This is a genomic window from Planktothrix sp. FACHB-1365, from assembly GCF_014697575.1.
In the GTDB taxonomy this organism is placed as follows: domain Bacteria; phylum Cyanobacteriota; class Cyanobacteriia; order Cyanobacteriales; family Microcoleaceae; genus Planktothrix.
Genome location: NZ_JACJSC010000001.1, coordinates 670,649 through 691,024, shown reverse-complemented (window position 1 = coordinate 691,024; position 20,376 = coordinate 670,649). Strand labels below are relative to the sequence as shown.

Sequence of the window (20,376 nt, the reverse complement as noted above, 5' to 3'; positions counted from 1 at the left end):
GTTGATAATTCGGCCTAATGCCTGGAAAATTGGGCCATTTTCCCGAAACGTTAACTTCATGGTGACTTGAAGGTATTTAACAAATATGCACCTAAGCGAAATTACTCATCCAAATCAACTACATGGTTTGTCGATTTCTCAACTCGAACAAATCGCCCGCCAGATCCGCGAGAAACACTTAGAAACCGTTGCCGCCACTGGTGGACATTTAGGGCCAGGGTTGGGTGTGGTGGAACTGACGTTAGGATTGTATCAAACCCTGGATCTCGATCGAGATAAAGTTCTTTGGGATGTGGGACACCAAGCCTATCCCCATAAATTAATCACCGGACGTTATCAAAATTTTCACACCTTAAGGCAAAAAGATGGCGTTGCTGGCTATTTAAAACGCTGTGAAAGTAAATTCGATCATTTTGGTGCTGGACACGCTTCTACCAGTATTTCTGCTGGTTTAGGCATGGCTTTAGCACGGGATATGAAAGGGGAAAACTTTAAAGTCGTTGCCATTATTGGAGATGGCGCTTTAACGGGAGGAATGGCATTAGAAGCCATTAACCACGCCGGACATTTACCTCATACTAATTTAATGGTGGTTCTGAATGATAACGAGATGTCAATTTCGCCCAATGTGGGTGCAATTTCTCGTTATTTGAATAAAATGCGGCTGAGTGATCCGGTTCAGTTTCTTACGGATAATTTAGAAGAACAATTTAAACATTTACCCTTCGTTGGAGAAGCCTTTACTCCCGAAATGGAACGCATGAAAGAAGGGATGAAACGTCTTGCTGTTCCTAAAGTTGGGGCGGTGTTTGAAGAATTAGGTTTTACTTATGTTGGGCCTGTAGATGGTCATGATTTACAAGAATTAATTAATACGTTTCAACAAGCCCATAAAATACCGGGGCCTGTGTTAGTTCACGTCGCAACGGTGAAAGGAAAAGGCTATGCGATCGCCGAAAAAGATCAAGTCGGTTATCATGCTCAAAATCCCTTTAACTTAGCGACAGGAAAAGCAATTCCTGTTAGTAAACCCAAACCCCCCAGTTATTCTAAAGTGTTTGGAGAAACCTTAGTTAAATTGGGTGAAAATGATCCTCGAATTGTCGGTATTACGGCGGCAATGGCAACGGGAACTGGGTTAGATATTCTTCAGAAAAAACTGCCCAAACAATATATTGATGTGGGAATTGCGGAACAACACGCGGTTACAATGGCGGCGGGTTTAGCAGCAGAAGGAATGCGTCCAGTTGTGGCAATTTATTCCACCTTCTTGCAACGAGCTTATGATCAAATTGTCCATGATATTTGTATTCAAAAGCTCCCGGTTTTCTTCTGTATGGATCGAGCCGGAATTGTGGGTGCAGACGGCCCAACTCACCAAGGAATGTATGATATTGCTTATCTGCGGTGTTTGCCTAATCTAGTAATTATGGCACCTAAAGATGAAGCCGAATTACAACGGATGTTAGTAACTGGAATTGAGCATACAGATGGCCCCACTGCCATGCGTTATCCCCGTGGATCAGGGTTAGGTGTTCCGTTAATGGAAGAAGGCTGGGAACCTTTACCCATCGGCAAAGGAGAGATTTTACGCAATGGCGATGATCTGCTATTAATGGGTTATGGCAGTATGGTAAATATGTCCATGCAAGTCGCTGAAATTCTCAGTGAACATGGCATTGAAGCAACGGTAGTTAATCCCCGTTTTGTTAAACCTTTGGATATCGAATTAATTGCACCTTTAGCTCAACAAATGGGTAAAGTTGTTACGATAGAAGAAGGCTGTTTAATGGGCGGTTTTGGTTCGGCTGTTGCTGAAGCATTATTAGATAATAATGTTGTAGTTCCCGTGAAGCGTTTCGGGGTTCCTGATATTTTAGTCGATCATGCTGAACCGAATGAATCTTTTGCTGATTTAGGCTTAACCAGTTCTCAAATTTCTGAACAAATTCGAGACACCTTTTTTAGTCAGGAAAAACAACCCGCTAAAGTTAGTTAATTGTTTCAAAAACTAAAAACCATAGAAACCCGGTTTCTTCAAGAAACCGGGTTTCTAATTACGCCTAATCTCAGCTTATCAGGAGAAGATATTTTACCAGGGTTTATGTTAGATTTAACTGAAGTTTGGAAATAATAAAAATATCGAGTTAGGGAGGCTAAAATGGCTGTCACCTTAGAATTACGCCAAATTGAGATTCAACCCGGACAACACCTCATCTTGCGTCAGGTGAGTTGGCAGGAATTTGAAGCGATTTTAGAGGAAATGGGAGAACATCGGGCTTCACGGGTTGCTTATTGTCAAGGAGTGTTAGAAATTCGGATGCCATTACCAGAACATGAAATAAAAAAAGAACTCATTAGCGATTTTGTTAAAATTCTATTGGATGAATTAGAGTTAGATTCACAAACGTTTGGATCGACAACTTTTAAACAACCCGAAATGACAGCAGGGATCGAACCCGATAACTGTTTTTATATTCAAAATGCTGCTTTAATGATTGGAAAAAAGCGAGTTGATTTATCTGTTGATCCGCCTCCTGATTTAGCCATTGAAGTTGATGTGACTTCAAAAACTCAACTTGATGCTTATTTAGCGTTAGGTGTACCTGAATTGTGGATTTATGCTGAGAGAAAACTACAAATTTTTATATTAACTGAGGAAGAATATCAACCCGTAGAAACTAGCTTAATTTTTGGAAACTTACAAATAATAGAAGGAATTTTACAGTTTTTACAGGAAAGTGAAATGATAGGAGATAGTGCTGCAAGGCGAGGATTTCGTAAATGGGTGCGATCGCAGTTTAGCCCCTAATCAATATCCGAATTATGAAGCTTTACCCGGATATACGGTGTTGTAAGGAACCGCAACCGAACAACTCCCGCCTTGAGTAGAAAATTTGATTTCTAATTCCGTTGAAACTTAGGATTCTTCTGAAACTTTAGCCCGTTTTTTACGAAAAATTCCGGTCAAATTAAGTCCGGTAATTAACATAGTAATTAATCCTAAACCGATTAAGGCAATATAAATTGTTCTTCCGAAGGGGCCAAAATAAGTACCTTGATGAATTCTCAGTAAGAGTTTAGAAAATTCACTAGGAATATGAAACCAACTATTTCCTAGTCGATAGAAAATACCTGTTGACGCACTTAAGAATAAAGGTAAGAATGTAATAGGTGCTAAAATTTGATGCACTTTTCTAGCATTCAATGGAGTATTTTTAGAGGGATTTTTACGTTTTTGTTGAGCTAACCGAACCATTGTCAATCCGGTAAGAATCATGGCTATTAGTCCTAAACCGACTAATAATACATAAATCGGAACTAAAGGTTTTCCTAAAAATTCTCCTTGATGAATCATCAGGAAAATATCTGCTTTTTCTTCCGATAATCCCATCCAAGTCCTTCCCAGACGATAGACCATTCCAGTAAAAGCCGTTAAAAATAAAGGAATAAATACAATTGGTGCTATTTTACGATGAAATTTCCGAAATTGAAGATTTTGCATTATTATTAACCTCAATAATTATAGGTTTGTAGAAATGTAAAAAAATTACCTCTCTAAAGGTAGGCACATGACCGAGAAAATAGTTATTAATATAACAACAGAAAGATAATGCTCCTAACCCTGAGTTTGAGGATAAACCTAAAAAGTGACAAACTGGTGACGAATTATAATTGGGTTTTAGGAATAGGGTAAACCGGGAAAACGCACAACAAAACAGCTACCCTTTCCTAACTGACTGGTAACGGTAATTTCCCCTTGATGATGTTGAGCTAAAGTTTGAGCGATCGCGAGTCCTAATCCCGATCCGCCTTCTTGTCGAGTTCGAGCTTGATCAGCACGCCATAAGCGATCAAAAATAAAAGGTAACTGTTCAGCCGCAATTCCTATTCCAGTGTCTTCAATTCTCACCCAAACCGATTTTTCTCGCTCCTCTAAAGAGACTATCACTTTTCCGCCACTATCAGTATAATAAATTGCATTTTCAATTAAGTTCAAAAATAATCGCCAAAGTTGATTTCCATCCCCCTTCATTTTAATATCTGTTCTGATATCTAAGATTAATTCAATTTGCTTTTGTTCGGCTTGAAAATAAATAAATTCTACTAAATCTTCTAACAGTTCATGCAGGGGAATAATTACCCAATTCGTTGTTATAGAAATAGAATGTTGATCCGTGCGGGCGAGGAGTAATAAATCTTCTACTAAGCTAGTCATTTGATTGACACCACTAGAAATTGCTTTTAATTTATCAATATCCGCCGGATGAATTCGTTCTGGATGACTTTGGATGACTTCTACACAAGCTCTAATTCCAGCTAAAGGATTTCTCAATTCGTGAGACGCATCGGCGGTAAATTGTTTGAGCTTTTCAAAACTTTGTTCAATGGGTTTTAGGGATTGTTTTGTTAACCACATTCCGCCAAAAGCGGTTAATCCCGATACTAATATTCCTCCTAACATCATTCCTATTCTTAATTTTGTTAACACCATTTCAACGGGTTCTGTAGATTCACTGATCCGTACATAACCCATAATCTGTTGTGGTGATCCAGGTTCTTTGTTAATCTCTAAAGTTAGAGTCCGAATTTTTTTATCATTAACTGTATAAGTCCGATGATAATGGGATAAATCAACAGGAGGAAAAACTTTTCCAGCTTTAGTAATCAGTTGGCGATTTACATCAAACCATTCAATTCCTTGATTAGGTTGCTGAATATTTTGCCAAGGAATATCCAGATCACCATCGTCATCTAATTCCAGAGAATCAGAGGATTTAAAAGTTTTTTGATGTTCTTGAATTTCTTCAAAATTATGAGTAGCTGCATCTGCTAATGTTAGTAATTGACGATCTAATTGTTGATATAAACTAAAGGCAAAAAATTCATAGACAGCAATCATCGAGGTTGCAGAGATCGCCATCATTACCCCTAAATAGGAGAGTAATAATCGCCAACTTAAAGATCTAAATTCAGGATTAATCACGTTGCGTTTTGAGCCGATATCCCAAGCCATATACTGTCTCAATTAATGTGGATGATGCCCCGACTATTTTAAGTTTTTGTCTTAATCTTTTGATATGGGTTTTAACTGTATCATCCCCCGGAATATCTTCAAAAGACCAAAGGTGATCTAAAATCATTTCTCGTGAAAGCACTCGTCCAGGATTTCGCAAAAATAATTCTAACAACCCATATTCTTTAGGGGTTAAAGATAAAATTTCTTCACAATATGTTACTTCACAACTATTAGGATCTAAACGAAGATTTCCCCATTCTAATACAGGAGGTAACGCGGAATTTCCCCGCCTTAATAACGCTCGAACTCTAGCTAATAACTCTTGTAAATCAAAGGGTTTAATCACATAATCATCCGCCCCCACATCTAACCCTAATACTTTATCTGCACTGGTATCTTTTGCCGTTAACATCAATACAGGTGTTGTGTTTCCCCGTTGTCTTAATCGTTGACAAAACTGAATTCCATTGAGTCGGGGTAACATTACATCTAAAATAATCACATCATAGACAGCCGATTCCACAAACTCCCACCCCATCTGACCATCATGAACAACATCTACCACATAATGATGATCCATGAAAGCTTCAGCTAAGGCTTTTGTAATCCGTTCATCATCTTCGACTAATAAAATCCTCATGTTTGTTAATCAATACAACCTAAAATTTAATCCAAGGCTACCGTAGAAAAGGGGGCCGTTTTGTATCAGTATCGGGTTTATTTTTAGCAGATTCAGCGAGAAACCGTTTTAAAGCTTTTTCGCGGTTTTTCATAAAAGCACTCCAAAAGCCCGGTTGAAACTCATCCATCGTTTTCGCTAACGCCCAAACATCGATAGCGAGGATATTGTACAATCGTTCGTCTTCGCGCTTGAGCGTGTTAATCTGCTCCAGTAGTTTACGTTTAATATTAGCAGTTGATTGATCTTCGTCGTTAGTTGTCATGTTGAACATCCGATGACACGGTATATCCGAACCCTGCTTTGTTTCCAGAAGTCAGTGTTGAAAATCAAAATATAGGTTTTCTCTATGTCTAATAAACCATAAAATCAGAGAATGAATTTTCGCGGACGAATGAGTGATTTATAATATGTTACGTCAAACTTCTCTCGGAGCCCTAGGTTTAGTGGTCGGTGGAATTTTAACCGTAGTGGGTTTTGCAGCTTATTTTGCAGATAATGCAACCTTAAATTTAGCTGGATTTTTCTATGGTATTCCCCTATTATTGGGGGGACTCGCCCTCAAAGCGGCAGAATTAAAACCCATTCCGATGACTCAAGCGACATCCTCTGAGGTTTTAGCGGTACGAGAGCAACAAGCTACAGAGACTCAGAATCAAATCCGCAAAGATGTCACCCGTTATCGCTATGGCCAAGAAGCCCATTTATCCGATGTCTTAGAACGTCTAGGACTCAGCCCCAACCGCGAAGAACGTCCCACCCTCCAAGGTATCCGAGAAACGATTATTGATGGGTCTTATACACTGATTTTACAGTTTTATTCTCCCTTAATATCCCTGGATACTTGGCAAAATAAACAAGAGAAAATCGCTAAGTTCTTTGGCCCAGGTCTGAAAGTTGAAATTACTCAACCCCAAGAAGAACAGATTGATGTGGCTTTAATTGTAGAAGGTTAGTTGAGTGTTGACGGTTGAGGGTTAACCCTCAACCGACCTCCTACTTCTCCAACCTCACCGCATACCACTGCAAATATTGACCCGGTTTGAGGTTAAGGTCACAACTTGTATCAATCAGATATTGCGCTTGTTCTTCAATGGTGGTAAAGCGTTGTAAATCCTGGGGTAAATTGTCTTGAGATTCTGATAAAACAGATTTGAGCTTTTCGAGGAGTTCTGCAACCGTCATAAACTGTTCCGGTTGATGGGTTTCTAAGACCACAAAGGTATCCTCATCGTACATTAGCGCATCTGGCATTGTTGTTTGTTCGTGAACTGTTAAATAATCATTCTGACTTAAGACGGAGACGGCCATAATACGGGACAATTGTGACTACCCCCATGTTACGATCAAAATTAATACCGATAATTCCGACCGAATTACAGGGGATTGAAAACAATCGGGTTGAACTATGACTCCCCAGGGAGTAAAAGGCTGAACCCTTATGGTTTTTTATTGAAAAAGGTATCAGAAGCTCATGACTCTATCCGCAACACCTCCCAAGGTTAATAAACCCTCGAAAGTTGAAGGGCTTAAAGAACGCAGCAATTTCTTGCGGGAACCCCTCGCCACAGAACTGTTGAATGATTTGAACTACTTCTCGGAGGATGCAATTCAAATTCTCAAATTTCACGGCTCTTATCAACAAGATAACCGAGATAATCGAGTTAAAGGACAGGAAAAAGACTATGGAATGATGCTGCGAACCCGCAGTCCTGGGGGCTTTATTCCCCCTCAATTGTATTTAACTTTGGATCGCTTATCTGATGAATATGGAAACCATACAATTCGGGCTACGACTCGTCAAGGGTTCCAATTACACGGAGTTTTAAAGAAAAATCTTAAAACAGTTTTGGCTTCTATTATTAATAATATGGGGTCAACTTTAGGGGCTTGTGGAGATATTAACCGCAACGTTTTAGCACCTCCAGCACCTTATAAAAATCGTCCTGAGTATGAATATGCCCGGACTTATGCCAATAATATTGCTGATCTGTTAACTCCCCAAACAGGAGCCTATTATGAAATCTGGTTAGATGGGGAAAAATTTATTACCGCAGAAGAAGATCCAGAGGTAAAAGTCGCTCGTCTTCGGAATACAAATGGTACGAATTATACGGACTCCCCAGAACCCATTTATGGCACTTATTATATGCCCCGCAAGTTTAAATGTGCGGTGACGGTTCCAGGGGATAATTCTCTGGATATCTATACTCAAGATTTGGGTTTAGTTGTCATTACTAATGCCGCCGGAGAGTTGGAAGGGTTTAATATTTTAGTCGGGGGAGGTTTAGGACGGACTCATAATAAAGAAGAAACCTTTGCCCGTATGGCTGATGAAATTGGCTATGTGGATAAAGCGGATATTTATGATGCGGTGAAAGCCATTGTTGCGACTCAACGGGATTATGGCGATCGCACCAACCGACGTCACGCCAGAATGAAATATTTAATTCATGATTGGGGTGTGGATCAATTCCGTGAAAAAGCTGAAGAATATTTCGGAAAATCCTTTCAACCGTTTAAACCTTTACCTGCTTGGAACTATGAAGATTATTTAGGATGGCATGAACAAGGAGATGGTCAATTATTTGTAGGAATTTCTGTTGATAATGGTCGGATTAAAGATGAAGGAAATTTCCGCCTGAAAACGGTTTTACGCCAAATTGTAGAACAGTTTGATGTGCCGATGTTAGTCACGGCGAGTCAAAATGTGATTCTGTATGAAATTTCCCCAGAGGTTCAACCTAAGATTCAAACCCTCCTCAAAGAACATGGGATTAAAACCGAAACGGAAATTGATCCCCTAGAACGCTATTCGATGGCGTGTCCGGCGTTACCGACCTGCGGATTGGCGATGACAGAATCAGAACGGATTATCCCTAGTGTATTGGGACGGATTCGGGTATTGTTGGACAATGTGGGTTTGCAACAAGAGCATTTTGTCATTCGGATGACAGGATGCCCTAATGGTTGTGCTCGACCCTACATGGCGGAGTTAGGCTTTGTTGGGAGTGCTCCTGATACCTATCAAATTTGGTTAGGGGGTTCTCCGAATCAAACACGATTGGCTGAAGCTTTTGTGGATCGCTTATCGATTCACGATCTCGAAACGTTTCTGACTCCCATCTTCGTTTATTTTAAACAGGATCGGAAACCAGAAGAGGGTTTTGGAGATTTTTGCTATCGTGTCGGCTTTGATGCGCTTCGCAAGTTTATAACCTCTTACTCAACGACTGTCTCAATGAACATTGAAACTCAAGAAGCGCCCGTTTTTACGGGTAGCCAGACCCTACCAGAGATTAGCGATTCTGATGCTCCCCTAGATACGAGCAAAATCCGACATCGGGTTAGCGTTCGAGATTCCATTTATAATCAGTTAAAAGCTGAATCTAAACGATTGGGGAAACCAGTGGTTGAGTTAGCCACTCAAGCAATTGAAGAATATTTAGAAAAACTGAAAGTCCAGTAGTTAGGTTGAACAGGGAGGATTTTAGGTTAGAGTATCTAACCGAGTCTTTCATCCTTTATTTCCTATGGTTCAACTTCAACGCATTGCGATCGCTCCTGAACAAATTCAAGACGAACACTTAATTTTAACGGCTGAACAACAGCATTATTTAGGTCGAGTGTTACGGTTGAAACAGGGCGATCGCTTTATTATTATTGAAGGTCAAGGTCAATGGTGGATAGCAGAATTAATGGTTAATTTACCTTCTGTTTCTCCCCAAGCTAAATTAATCGAAACTGTCTCAATAAAAACCGAATTACCTGTTGAAATTATATTAATTATAGCCTTACCGAAAGGAGATGGATTTGAGGAAATTGTGCGCTGTTGTACGGAATTAGGTGTAACACAATTTATCCCAGTTATTAGTAAAAGAACAATCTTAAAACCTAGCCCTCAAAAGGTAGAACGGTGGCGCAGAATTGCCACAGAAGCCGCAGAACAATCGGAACGTCAAATTATTCCCAAAATTCTTGATCCGGTTTCGTTTCCACAAGGATTATTAACCCTATCAACCTTTAGGAGTAACACTCAATCTTCTGTTCAATATATTTGTGAAGGTCGAGGAAATTATCAACCTTTTATGTTAGAATTAATGTCAATTATAGCTGATAAAATACCCGATAAAATTATGATTGCTACGGGGCCGGAAGGGGGGTGGACAGAAGAGGAAATTCAAGCAGCGATCGCTATTGGATTTCAACCGATTTCCTTGGGAAAACGCATATTAAGAGCCGTTACAGCGCCCATTGTAGCAGTATCTCAGATTATGGGTATTATAGAACACAAACAATACTTCTAATTTTTCTCGCTAAATTATCCGTCCGTTTCAGAATATAAAAATTATTGTTTTTTAAGGTTTTCTCGACTTGATTAAACGTCTCAATACACAAATTCAACCGTTCTCGATATTCTGAAAATGTCATTTTTTCAATATATTGGAATAACTCTTGAGGATGATTAAACTCACAATAGTCTAAAAAACTATTTTGGGGAAAATCCTCATAAATTGTTGAGTTCTGTCCACCGTAATAAATCGGTAAACAGCCACCAATAATCGCATCCCAAATTTTTTCTGTACAATAATGGGGAGCTATGGTATTTTCAAAACACAGATTAAAATGATAATCTTGGAGAATTTCAAACTTGCGATTTGTCCAGTCTCCATCCCTAGAGTCTTCGATGGTTACTCCCGCTTCCCAACCTTTTCCATAAATATCCACTTTCCCTAAACGATGACCTTCTAAAGCAATGTGATTTCGGATTTCATACAAATCAATACTATTTCCATCCCGAACTAAAGTCGTAAAGCCAGCAACCGGATGTTTTGACATCAACGCCACAATTTTTTTGTCTTGCGGTCGCAAAAAATCATCCTCAATTATTGGGTTTAAGGGTTTGCTAAACACATTACTCCGCCAAATACATAAACTATAATTATTTAAAAATACATCCCCCGTGTAAATATTCATAATATGGATATCTACACCCTCTACATTAACTTTATTCTCAAAGTTTAGATCAAACCGAGGTTCTTCCGTATATAAAAGGTATTTTTTGATCTGACCATATTGACGAGCAAAACTTTCTAAAACGACAAAATATTGAGAAATAATAATATCTGCTTCCCTGAGATCTTCTGTCACCTCAATTCCTTGATCTTTAAGACCAGAAAAGACTTGTTTTTGATAACCAGAAGATTGCTGATTAATCATACTATATAAACCGGGGTCAGCTTGGAAAATTTTAATAATTTTTGAGTCTGGACGTTTAGGGTTATCTAAGAGTTGAACTGTTTTCCCTTGGATTAACATTTCTCGCAAATAGTTATGGGGAGGAAAAAGAACTGCTCCTTCAAAGGTTAATAATTGGTTATAATATTCTAAAGCTTGATTCCAGCGACCCAATTTAATGCAAGAATAACCTAAGTTTTGATAACTATCAATTAAATCTGGTTTTAATTCAATTGTTTTTAAATAATTTGCGATCGCATTTTCCCATTGATGATCTTGGAAATAAGCATAACCCAAACCATAGTAACTCCAGACAAAATCCGGTTGTAATTGTAAAGCTTTTAAATAAGCCTCAATAGCAGGTTTCCATAATCTTAATTGCATCAAACTATTTGCCATAAAAAAATATGACCCAGGAAAATTAGGATTAAGGGTTATTTCCTGTTGAAAAGCTGCGATCGCATTTTCCCATTCTTCCAAATTCCAATAAATCTCTCCAATTTGATAATGAATCAAAGGGGTGTTTGGTTGAATTTCAATCGCTTTTTGATAATTGATCAGAGCTTCTTGCCAATTCTTCTGTTGATAATATTGCTGACCCAGATTAATATAGGTTTCCAGCATCGAATGATTATCCATAAATTGTTCCCCTTACTGTTGATAGGTTTTAAGAATTTTTTAAGCAAACATCGCGATAATTCTTTTAATTAAACAATCTGTGCGGTTTGGGATAAAATATTGATTTTCTTTCATTATTTTAGCCATTTTGTTAAACGTGTCAATACATAAATTCATCCTGTGCTGATATTCTGACCATTCCATCTGATCAATATAGTTAAAGAGTTCTATGGGACTGTTAAACTGACAATAATCAATAAAGCTATTCGGTGGGAAGTCTTCATAAATCGTTGAATGTTCTCCTCCATAATAAATCGGTAAACACCCTGCAATAATCCCATCCCAAATTTTCTCTGTACAATAATAGGGAGCAATGGTATTCTCAAAACACAGATTAAAATGATAATCTTGTAAAATTTCCAATTTTCTGATTGTCCAATCTCCCTCCCTAGAATCTTCTAAAGACACACCTTTCTCCCAACCTTGACCATAGATATCAACTTTTCCTAAATAATACCCTATTAAGGCAATTTCACAGCGTAACCCATTCAAATCTATATTATTTCCGTCTCTCAATAAGCTAGAATTCTGCTTTTTCGTCGTTAATGTTACAACTTTTTTATCTTTTTTACGATTAAAATGAGTGTCTTTTAATAAAGATAAAGATTGATTAACAGCATCTACTCTTTTATGCCAAATACAACAAGTATAGTTATTGATAAAAACATCCTGAGTATAGATATTCATAATCTGGATATTAATGTTATTTAAAGAGATTTGCTGAGAAAAATTGATATCAAAACGAGGTTCTTCCGTATACAAAAGATATCGTTTATGTTTTTTATATTTATAACTAAAAAGTTCCAAAATCTTCAAATTTTCAGCAATAATTAAATCTGCCTGATCTGGGTTAGAGGTAAATTCAATATCATTTTTTTGCAATTGTTTAATCACGAAATAACTATCAGGACTAAACAAGGGTGAACTAATGGGAAAGGGAAGAAATACTTTAATACTTTTAGGATGATCAATAGTAGTGCTGAATTCAATAGGCTGATCTTTGAGTTGGCTTAAAAGATCTTTCCAGTGTTGATCTTGGGGAGAGAGTTCTATTTTCAGTTCAACTGCTTTCTGATAATTTTTTAACGCTTTTTCCCATTCTCCTAACCTCAGATAAGCATAAGCTAAATCTTTATAACAGCAATAATAATCTGATTCTAACCGACTAGCACGCTGGTACAGATTAACCGCTTTTTCCCAAGCTTCTAATTTTAAATAAATTTGACCCAAGGCTTGATAACCCCAATAAAAATCTGGTAATAATTCAATTGCTTTTTCATAAGTTTGGGCTGATGCTTGCCAATTTTCTACTCCTGCGAAACATTCCCCTAAACGAAAATATGACCAAGGAAAGTCTGATTTGTGGTAAATTGAAACTTGGTAAGTGGCGATCGCTTCTAACCAATCTTGCTGACGAAAATAAATTTCACCGAGTTTATAAAATGAAAGCCAAAGATTCGGCTGAGATTTAACGGCTTTTTGATAATAAAATCGAGCTTGTTCCCAGTTTTCTTGTTGATAATAAACCTCTGCAATTCTTTCATCAATATGACCTGCATTGGGTTTAAATTCTAAAATTTTATTATAAGTATTTATAGCCTTTTCCCATTGTTGAAATTGAGCAAAAATATTTCCAAGTTCATAATAAGCGAGTTCAAATTTAGGATTTAATTGAATAGAATACTGATACAGATTAATGGCTAAATCAACTTGATTTTGTTGGTAATAGTAAGCAGCTAATTTCTGATAAACAACCGCACCTAATCCCGGTTTTTGCTGAAATTTAACAAAGAAATGAGCGATCGCTTTCTGAACTTGATCATCATCAAGCCGAGCAAAAAAAGGTATTAAATTCTCAACAATTTCTTCACTAGAAGCCACATATAAATTAACAGAAATAGGAAATTCAGACATAATAAAAGGAATAGGGAATAGGAAATAAAGGGAAAAATAGTTCCCCCTTAAGGTTCAGGAATAGGCTATTTCAATCACTATAGCAAGTCTAAATCAGTTGTATAAATGACTTAAAATCCAATTCATCTCCTGGGGCGAGGCGCGCCTCGCCCCTACTGATTTGTGTCCATTTTTTAGGATTAATAATCAGCCCTAATTAGGATTGTATATACAATCCATTTAGACTTGCTATCGTTCAACAATAGCAATACCTTATATCAACAAAAAAACAACCCCATATTGGGGTTGCTAATCCTGTTAATAACGTGAATTAAAGTTTAGTTCCACACTCAGGACAGAAATGATTGCTGGCTACATTTTTCGCGCCACAATTGCTGCAATATACTAACTCAATGGTTTCGAGTTTTGTCCGTTCGGGTAAACCGATCATTTGAGCATTGCTCTTACCCGGTGCTACCATCGGATAACAGTTTTCATCCCGTTTCACCTGCACATCCATTAATACCGGGCCATCATAAGCCAACATTTCTGCAATAGCCTCTTTGAGTTCCTCCCGGCGAGTCACTTTTATTCCCTTCACCCCGTAAGCCTGCGCTAACATCACAAAATCAGGCATTCCAGGCTGCATATTAGAAGAAGAATAGCGCTCGCCATAGAAGGTTTCTTGCCACTGACGTACCATGCCTTGCCAACCATTATTGACAATCACGGTTTTCACATTAATGCCATATTGACCCAGGGTTCCCAACTCCTGAATATTCATCTGAATACTGGCATCCCCAGCCACACAAATCACTTCTTCATTGGGTAGGGCGGTTTTTGCTCCCATGGCTGCGGGCATTCCATAACCCATCGTTCCTAAACCAGCGCTAGAAATCCACTGACGGGGGCCATTTTTCAGGAATTGAGCCGCCCACATTTGGTGCTGTCCCACATCCGTTGTGTAGTAGGCATTCGGAGCCATTTTCCCCAAAGTATCGATTACCTCTTGGGGGGAAAGAGAATCCTCGTAGTTGGGGATAACCAGGGGATAATCTTCTCGCCAGCGTTGAATGCGTTGTAACCATTCCGCCGTTTGGCTAGCTTCCGTCCCACCGCCGGTTTCATGACATCGACGCAATAAATCCACTAACACCTGTCTAACATCCCCAACAATGGGAACATCAGGGGCGCGGTTTTTCCCAACTTCCGCCGGATCAATATCAATATGAATCACCTTAGCACGGGAGGCAAATTCATCTAGTTTCCCTGTCACTCGGTCATCAAAACGAGCACCAACGGCAATTAATAAATCGCATTCCGTCACCGCAAAATTTGCATAGGCGGTGCCGTGCATTCCCAACATTCCCACCGATAGGGGATGGCTTTCATCAAACGACCCCTTACCCATGAGAGTTGTCGTCACAGGTAGGTTAAACAGTTCTGCTAACTCTTTAATTTCAGAGTGGGCTCCAGCAGAAATCGCGCCTCCCCCCACATATAACAACGGTCTTTCTGCTTGGCGAATTAATTTAATCGCTTGATTAATTTGGCGAGTATTGCCTTTGACCGTTGGCCGATATCCGGGTAAGGTGACTTCTCCAGGGTTAACGGGAATATAATCAAATTCTTCTAAACCTACATCTTTAGGAATATCAATTAATATCGGGCCAGGACGTCCACTACTGGCAATATGGAACGCTTCAGCCACAATTCGAGCCATATCCTTGGGATCACGCACCACATAGGAATGCTTCACAATTGGAAGGGTGATACCGTAGATATCCGTTTCTTGGAACGCATCCGTACCAATAGCAGCACGAGGAACCTGTCCTGTGATCACCACCATCGGAATTGAATCCATTTGGGCTGTCGCAATTCCAGTGACTAAATTCGTCGCTCCTGGCCCAGACGTGCCAAAACACACCCCGACTTGACCCGTTGCTCGTGCGTAACCATCCGCCGCATGGGCGGCTCCCTGTTCATGACGCACGAGAATATGTTGCAAATCTCCAGTGGCTTCAAAGCGGTAGAGCTCATCATAAATGGGTAAAATCGCTCCACCTGGATAACCAAAAATATGCTTTACGCCATGGCGTTTCAAACTATCCATCAATGCGTAAGCACCCGTTGCCCGTTTTGCAGCTATTTTAGTTTTTAGTTGCACAGTAATTCCTCAAACTGTGTTTTAGTTGACTTGGGGGGTAGGTTTTTCAAAGCCCGGAATCACACTCTAAAGATGATCTTGATTAACCCGCCCATACATAGTTGTTTTATTTTAAAAGTTACCAAGCTCTCAAGCTTGAGAAACTGCCACTTTTAACAAGATTTTACAATACCAGCCGCGTGCAGTTTTTCAGGGAATCGGATAGATTTTTCTTCGGCTTAAAGTTGCTCTATCTTTATATCGATTCTGAAACCGTCAAGCCAACTGTCCAAAGTATGGTAAAATCTCTCTGGTTCTAGGGCGGGTTCCCTCTGTTTGCCTCGTTGTTCATCCGGCTTAGATTAAATTCGGATAGAGGTGTCAGGAGGAACAAACCCATCTTCCATTTTGGAGATCAATTGTAGCATATTTTACAAATAACAGTCTCTTGGCGGTGATATCAAAAGATAGAATGCTAAGTGACGACTAAACGAAATATTCAGCTTGAGGAGTGAGGATCTTGAAGAAGATAGAAGCAATTATTCGGCCTTTTAAGCTTGATGAGGTCAAAATCGCCCTGGTCAATGCAGGTATTGTTGGGATGACCGTTTCTGAAGTTAGAGGTTTCGGACGTCAGAAGGGTCAAACAGAACGTTATCGAGGTTCGGAATATACTGTTGAGTTCTTGCAAAAACTCAAAGTCGAAATTGTTGTAGAAGATAGCCAAGTGGATATGGTTTTGGAGAAAGTCATCGCTGCTGCTCGCACCGGGGAAATTGGTGATGGTAAGATCTTTATCTCTCCAGTGGAAGAAATTATCCGCATTCGTACTGGAGAAAAAAACTTAGAAGCAATTTAATTGTTTGTGTAACAAAAAGGGGGATACAACAAAGCCGTATCCCTGTTTTTCTTTCTGTTCCCTATAACAAAGCTTGAAGTTGAGGTAAAATCCCTTGAAACGCTTGACCTCTGTGGGAAATTTGATGTTTTAATTCCGCCGACATTTCTGCAAAGGTCATCTTAAATTCTGGAACATAAAAAATCGGATCGTAGCCAAACCCCCCACTTCCCTGCGGTTCTTTTGTGATGATTCCGTTACAAATTCCTTCATACTGGATGACAATAGAACCATCGGGACGCGCAACAACCACAGCACAGACAAATTGAGCATTGCGGTTGCGAGTATCCCCCAGTTCCTTCAGCAGTCGTACAATACATTCTGCTTCTGTGGGTGCATAACGAGCAGAATACAGTCCCGGTGCGCCATTTAACGCTTCAACGGCTAACCCCGAATCATCTGCGATCGCCCATTCTCCCGTTGCTAACGCCACTTGCGACGCTTTCAACCCCGCATTTTCTATAAACGTTGTTCCCGTTTCTTCTATTTCTAAATCTTGAGGCTTAAGCTGCAATTCAATCTCTAAACCCTCCAAATAAGCCTGCATTTCCTTCAATTTACCTGGATTTCCCGTTGCTACAATTAGTTTTTTCATAATCATATTAACTCTTATTATTAATAATTCATAATTCGTAATTCGTAATTCGTAATTCGTAATTATCCAAAAACTGATAACTGATAACTGATAACTGATTCTTAGAATTGATTCGCCCAGTTTTTAGCCCAGTCTAGGGTTTCCTGAACCTGATCCAGAGTTGGTGCTTCACAATAGAGACGTAAAACAGGTTCTGTACCACTAAAACGAATTAATAACCAACGACCATCGGCGAGGCGATATTTGTAACCATCGACCGCTAAACAATCAACAACAGTTTGTCCCGCAATTTCCTGTAACGGTTGAGTGTCCAATTGTTCAACGAGGCGCGATCGCACGTCCATACTGGCTAACGGTAAATCAATCCGATCATAAGCCGAATCAAAACCCGTTTGTTGTTGTAACCGTTGATAGGTTTGCGTCGGATCTTCTCCCGACTGTACCATTGCTTCTAAGACATACAGCGCCGATAATAACGCATCTCGTTCAGGAATATGGGTTCCGTAGCCTACGCCGCCAGATTCTTCACCCCCGACTAAAACTTCAGTCGTTAACATCCGATCGGCAATATATTTATAACCAATTGGAGTTTCATACAAGGATAAATTGAATAATTTAGCAATGCGAGGAATTAAATCAGAACCACTTACAGTTTTAACAATTTCTCCGGTAAATCCTCGACGAGTTGATAAATGTTCAATTAAGACGGGAATTAAAATTTGAGAACTCAGGAAATTGCCCTTTTGATCAACTGCGGCAATGCGATCGCTATCCCCATCAAACACAAACCCAATGGCTAAACCCCCATCAGAAGCTTTAAAAGCCTGTAATTCTTCAAATAATTCAGGAATATAACGAGGTAAAGGTTCCGGTGCACCTCCCCCAAAATAAGGATCACGATTTGTATTAATTTCGTGAACTTTATCCCCCAATAATTGAGTTAATCCTCCGGTTGCCGCCCCGTGCATGACATCCGCAAAAACCGTTACTTTTCCTTGATTCAGTGCCTCTTGAATTCCCCCAATATCAACTTTAGAACGTAAGGTTTCACAATAACTCGGCCAGGGATTAAAATGTTCTAAAGTTCCGGGTGTTGTCTCAAACGTTGGAGGTTGCGTTAATAACGCTTCAATTTGTTGGGTAATTTCTGGCCCCACAGAACCGCCAAAAGCTCCTTTAACTTTTAACCCTAAATATTTACCGGGGTTATGACTAGCGGTTAAAACAATCGCGCCTAAAGCTTGTTGTTGATGAGCGATCAAAGAAAAAGCCGGAGTCGGAGCGAATGTTTCACTGAGTTTGACATCAAATCCTGCCGTTTGGATGGCGACCGCGGCACATCGGGCAAATTCTTCAGCTAAAAAACGCCGATCATAGCCGACAATCACAGTCCGGCTTCCGGTACTTTTTCCGTAGGTTTGATAGAGAACCTGAGCCGCAATGGGAGCCACTAAAGCGACTCGTTCAAAGGTGAAGTCCGCAGCAATTACGCCCCGCCAGCCATCGGTTCCAAATTTGATGGGTTGAGTCATCATGAATTTTGCAGTTAACGTTGAACTAAGAATTTAGAATTTAGAACTAAGAATGATACTCTTTAAGCTGTTTCTAGCATAAGTTAAATTTTTCTTAATTCTCAATCTTAAATTCTTAATTCCGAGCTAAAATCCCTATTACTTAAAAAAATGCAGGTTGATGGCGAATTAAATTCAGGAATTCTTCACGGGTTTTTTGTTCATCTTGGAATAGACCTACCATTGCACTTGTGACTGTCCAAGACCCCGGTTTCTGAACCCCCCGCATCGCCATACACATATGGGTTGCCTCCATCACCACAGCGACCCCTTGAGGTTCAAGAATAGTTTTAATCGCTTCCGCAATTTGGCGAGTCAGACGTTCCTGAACTTGCAGACGGCGACTATACATTTCCACAATTCGAGCCAGTTTGCTTAACCCAATTACTTTTTGATTGGGAATATAGGCAACGTGCGCCCGACCCATGAACGGTAACATATGGTGTTCGCACATACTGAAGAAGGTAATGTCCCGCACCAGCACCATTTCTTCATGGCCTTCATCAAAAATTGCCCCATTCACCAGATCTTCAAGGGATTGATTGTAACCACTGGTTAAAAACCGCATGGCTTCAGCCACCCGTTTTGGTGTTTTGAGTAACCCTTCCCGTTCAGGATCTTCCCCGACCCCTAACAGCATGGTGCGAACCGCATCCATCATTTGTTCATCACTCACTTCCGTGCAGGGTTGGGAGTGGGTGCTGTGACCATGAGATAAAGTGCGATCGGGTCTAATGGGAAATCCACTGGTGTCTTCATTTTTGGCTTCAGTCATGGAGATCTCTAAATTTTTGACCCCATTGGTGCTTGGTGAGATAGTCATGGTGTATCTTGAATCAAGGTTTAGAAACGACAAAGGTGAATGGTTTTAGAATCGACAGGGAGAACGATTCAAAACGCGCCGATACTCGGCATGAGTGTTAATTCTTCAATCACGGCAACGGCCGGCAATAAGGCGACATAGAGAATTGACTCGGCTACAATCTCTGGTGTCAACATGGCAGCGCGATCAAAGTCGGCTTTAACGGTTTCGGTATCCCAAATGGGAGTATTCACAGAACCTGGACACAGGGCTGTTACTCGAATACCATTCGCACGTTCTTCCATCGCTAGGGTTTTGGATAAGGCCATCAAACCAAATTTACTGACACAGTAGGCGCCCCAGTTGGGAAATGTTTGCAAACCAGCAATGGAGACAACATTAATGATGGTTCCAGACCCTTGATCTCGCATTCCTGGTAAAACCCCTTGCACACACTGGAAAACACTGGTCAGATTCAAATCGATCACTCGTTGCCAATCTGCAAGGGATGTGTTGATTAAGTCTCCGGTGTATCCCATGCCTGCATTATTGACGAGAATATCAATCGGGCCAAACGCAGCCACGATACTATCGATTTGGGCATGGACTTGTTCAACTTTTGCCAAGTCCAGGGGAAAGGCTTTCGCTTCTACCCCGAAATTTCGGGCTTCTTTGGCTACCGCTTCTAAGCGATCCTCCTGGCGACTGACTAATGCAATGTCAATCCCGGATGCCGCAAAGGCGAGGGCTGTCGCCCGACCAATGCCACTACTGGCTCCTGTGATCAAGGCTCTTTTTTGAATGGGAGAAGTCATGTCTGCTTTAAGTCGTCTCCAATGGGACTCGAACAGATGTC

Annotated in this window: 19 protein-coding genes; 7 read left to right on the top strand and 12 right to left on the bottom strand. The window is 40.0% G+C overall.

The window, feature by feature from the left end:
- The first annotated feature begins 85 nt into the window (after positions 1–85).
- From dxs to H6G57_RS02915, 3 genes are read left to right on the top strand one after another with little or no spacing between them, the layout of a single operon-like run.
- Positions 86–1,999: a 1-deoxy-D-xylulose-5-phosphate synthase gene (dxs, locus tag H6G57_RS02920; RefSeq protein ID WP_190515844.1), complete on the top strand. Its 1,914-nt coding sequence runs from the start codon at positions 86–88 to the stop codon at positions 1,997–1,999.
- Positions 2,000–2,134: a hypothetical protein gene (locus H6G57_RS29350; protein WP_255528326.1), complete on the top strand. Its 135-nt coding sequence runs from the start codon at positions 2,000–2,002 to the stop codon at positions 2,132–2,134. It begins immediately after the preceding gene.
- Between the two features lie 27 nt (positions 2,135–2,161).
- The gene (locus H6G57_RS02915; protein WP_190515843.1) at positions 2,162–2,812 is read left to right on the top strand and encodes a Uma2 family endonuclease; all 651 of its coding nucleotides are present in this window, start codon (positions 2,162–2,164) and stop codon (positions 2,810–2,812) included.
- Between the two features lie 108 nt (positions 2,813–2,920).
- Here the strand turns inward: H6G57_RS02915 and H6G57_RS02910 are convergent, their stop codons facing one another.
- From H6G57_RS02910 to H6G57_RS02895, 4 genes are all read right to left on the bottom strand, one after another.
- Positions 2,921–3,505, bottom strand: a complete 585-nt coding sequence (locus tag H6G57_RS02910; protein ID WP_190515841.1) for a PepSY-associated TM helix domain-containing protein — start codon at positions 3,503–3,505, stop codon at positions 2,921–2,923.
- Between the two features lie 177 nt (positions 3,506–3,682).
- Positions 3,683–5,017 carry a cell wall metabolism sensor histidine kinase WalK gene (locus H6G57_RS02905; RefSeq protein ID WP_190515839.1) on the bottom strand — a complete coding sequence of 445 codons (1,335 nt, stop codon included), beginning with the start codon at positions 5,015–5,017 and terminating at the stop codon, positions 3,683–3,685.
- Entirely contained in the window at positions 4,980–5,660 is a 681-nt protein-coding gene (locus tag H6G57_RS02900) for a response regulator transcription factor (RefSeq protein ID WP_190515838.1), read from the bottom strand. The genes H6G57_RS02905 and H6G57_RS02900 overlap by 38 nt, the downstream gene beginning before the upstream one ends.
- Before the next feature lie 37 nt (positions 5,661–5,697).
- On the bottom strand, positions 5,698–5,964 hold the full coding sequence (locus H6G57_RS02895) for a hypothetical protein (protein ID WP_072717520.1): 267 nt from the start codon (positions 5,962–5,964) through the stop codon (positions 5,698–5,700).
- Positions 5,965–6,109: 145 nt separating this feature from the next.
- Between H6G57_RS02895 and H6G57_RS02890 the strand changes: the two genes are divergently transcribed.
- The gene (locus tag H6G57_RS02890; protein WP_190515836.1) at positions 6,110–6,655 is read left to right on the top strand and encodes a DUF2854 domain-containing protein; all 546 of its coding nucleotides are present in this window, start codon (positions 6,110–6,112) and stop codon (positions 6,653–6,655) included.
- A 40-nt stretch (positions 6,656–6,695) separates the two neighbouring features.
- Here the strand turns inward: H6G57_RS02890 and H6G57_RS02885 are convergent, their stop codons facing one another.
- Positions 6,696–6,953: a chlororespiratory reduction protein 7 gene (locus H6G57_RS02885; RefSeq protein WP_190516301.1), complete on the bottom strand. Its 258-nt coding sequence runs from the start codon at positions 6,951–6,953 to the stop codon at positions 6,696–6,698.
- Positions 6,954–7,173: 220 nt separating this feature from the next.
- Between H6G57_RS02885 and sir the strand changes: the two genes are divergently transcribed.
- The gene (sir, locus tag H6G57_RS02880) at positions 7,174–9,168 is read left to right on the top strand and encodes a sulfite reductase, ferredoxin dependent (RefSeq protein WP_190515834.1); all 1,995 of its coding nucleotides are present in this window, start codon (positions 7,174–7,176) and stop codon (positions 9,166–9,168) included.
- A gap of 64 nt (positions 9,169–9,232) precedes the next feature.
- Positions 9,233–10,006 (top strand): 16S rRNA (uracil(1498)-N(3))-methyltransferase, encoded by a 774-nt coding sequence (locus H6G57_RS02875; RefSeq protein ID WP_190515833.1) that lies wholly within the window; start codon positions 9,233–9,235, stop codon positions 10,004–10,006.
- On the opposite strand, the gene H6G57_RS02870 is transcribed toward H6G57_RS02875, so the two are convergent.
- The 3 genes from H6G57_RS02870 to ilvB all read right to left on the bottom strand — a co-directional run bounded on the left by H6G57_RS02870 (position 9,981) and on the right by ilvB (position 15,675).
- Entirely contained in the window at positions 9,981–11,576 is a 1,596-nt protein-coding gene (locus H6G57_RS02870; protein ID WP_190515831.1) for a tetratricopeptide repeat protein, read from the bottom strand. The two genes, H6G57_RS02875 and H6G57_RS02870, sit on opposite strands and share 26 nt — an antisense overlap.
- Before the next feature lie 39 nt (positions 11,577–11,615).
- Positions 11,616–13,529 (bottom strand): tetratricopeptide repeat protein, encoded by a 1,914-nt coding sequence (locus tag H6G57_RS02865; RefSeq protein WP_190515830.1) that lies wholly within the window; start codon positions 13,527–13,529, stop codon positions 11,616–11,618.
- 310 nt (positions 13,530–13,839) lie between these two features.
- Positions 13,840–15,675, bottom strand: a complete 1,836-nt coding sequence (ilvB, locus tag H6G57_RS02860; RefSeq protein ID WP_190515828.1) for a biosynthetic-type acetolactate synthase large subunit — start codon at positions 15,673–15,675, stop codon at positions 13,840–13,842.
- Positions 15,676–16,174: 499 nt separating this feature from the next.
- Here ilvB and H6G57_RS02855 point away from each other — a divergent pair, with 499 nt between their 5' ends.
- Positions 16,175–16,513: a P-II family nitrogen regulator gene (locus H6G57_RS02855; RefSeq protein WP_072717508.1), complete on the top strand. Its 339-nt coding sequence runs from the start codon at positions 16,175–16,177 to the stop codon at positions 16,511–16,513.
- 61 nt (positions 16,514–16,574) lie between these two features.
- Here the strand turns inward: H6G57_RS02855 and rdgB are convergent, their stop codons facing one another.
- The 4 genes from rdgB to H6G57_RS02835 form a co-directional block, all read right to left on the bottom strand.
- Positions 16,575–17,147 carry an RdgB/HAM1 family non-canonical purine NTP pyrophosphatase gene (gene rdgB, locus H6G57_RS02850; protein ID WP_190515826.1) on the bottom strand — a complete coding sequence of 191 codons (573 nt, stop codon included), beginning with the start codon at positions 17,145–17,147 and terminating at the stop codon, positions 16,575–16,577.
- Between the two features lie 101 nt (positions 17,148–17,248).
- Positions 17,249–18,679, bottom strand: coding sequence for a phosphoglucomutase/phosphomannomutase family protein (locus H6G57_RS02845; RefSeq protein WP_190516300.1), 1,431 nt, complete (start codon positions 18,677–18,679; stop codon positions 17,249–17,251).
- 142 nt (positions 18,680–18,821) lie between these two features.
- Positions 18,822–19,541 carry a GTP cyclohydrolase I FolE gene (gene folE, locus H6G57_RS02840; RefSeq protein WP_190515824.1) on the bottom strand — a complete coding sequence of 240 codons (720 nt, stop codon included), beginning with the start codon at positions 19,539–19,541 and terminating at the stop codon, positions 18,822–18,824.
- A gap of 68 nt (positions 19,542–19,609) precedes the next feature.
- Entirely contained in the window at positions 19,610–20,335 is a 726-nt protein-coding gene (locus H6G57_RS02835) for an SDR family oxidoreductase (RefSeq protein WP_190515823.1), read from the bottom strand.
- Positions 20,336–20,376 lie beyond the last annotated feature (41 nt).

Coding starts and splice junctions, on each gene's coding strand:
- dxs (WP_190515844.1), top strand. CDS start 86: ATGCACCTAAGCGAAATTACTCATCCAAATCAACTACATGGTTTGTCG.
- H6G57_RS02915 (WP_190515843.1), top strand. CDS start 2,162: ATGGCTGTCACCTTAGAATTACGCCAAATTGAGATTCAACCCGGACAA.
- H6G57_RS02910 (WP_190515841.1), bottom strand. CDS start 3,505: ATGCAAAATCTTCAATTTCGGAAATTTCATCGTAAAATAGCACCAATT.
- H6G57_RS02905 (WP_190515839.1), bottom strand. CDS start 5,017: ATGGCTTGGGATATCGGCTCAAAACGCAACGTGATTAATCCTGAATTT.
- H6G57_RS02900 (WP_190515838.1), bottom strand. CDS start 5,660: ATGAGGATTTTATTAGTCGAAGATGATGAACGGATTACAAAAGCCTTA.
- H6G57_RS02895 (WP_072717520.1), bottom strand. CDS start 5,964: ATGACAACTAACGACGAAGATCAATCAACTGCTAATATTAAACGTAAA.
- H6G57_RS02890 (WP_190515836.1), top strand. CDS start 6,110: ATGTTACGTCAAACTTCTCTCGGAGCCCTAGGTTTAGTGGTCGGTGGA.
- H6G57_RS02885 (WP_190516301.1), bottom strand. CDS start 6,953: ATGCCAGATGCGCTAATGTACGATGAGGATACCTTTGTGGTCTTAGAA.
- sir (WP_190515834.1), top strand. CDS start 7,174: ATGACTCTATCCGCAACACCTCCCAAGGTTAATAAACCCTCGAAAGTT.
- H6G57_RS02875 (WP_190515833.1), top strand. CDS start 9,233: ATGGTTCAACTTCAACGCATTGCGATCGCTCCTGAACAAATTCAAGAC.
- H6G57_RS02870 (WP_190515831.1), bottom strand. CDS start 11,576: ATGGATAATCATTCGATGCTGGAAACCTATATTAATCTGGGTCAGCAA.
- H6G57_RS02865 (WP_190515830.1), bottom strand. CDS start 13,529: ATGTCTGAATTTCCTATTTCTGTTAATTTATATGTGGCTTCTAGTGAA.
- rdgB (WP_190515826.1), bottom strand. CDS start 17,147: ATGAAAAAACTAATTGTAGCAACGGGAAATCCAGGTAAATTGAAGGAA.
- H6G57_RS02845 (WP_190516300.1), bottom strand. CDS start 18,679: ATGACTCAACCCATCAAATTTGGAACCGATGGCTGGCGGGGCGTAATT.
- folE (WP_190515824.1), bottom strand. CDS start 19,541: ATGACTATCTCACCAAGCACCAATGGGGTCAAAAATTTAGAGATCTCC.
- H6G57_RS02835 (WP_190515823.1), bottom strand. CDS start 20,335: ATGACTTCTCCCATTCAAAAAAGAGCCTTGATCACAGGAGCCAGTAGT.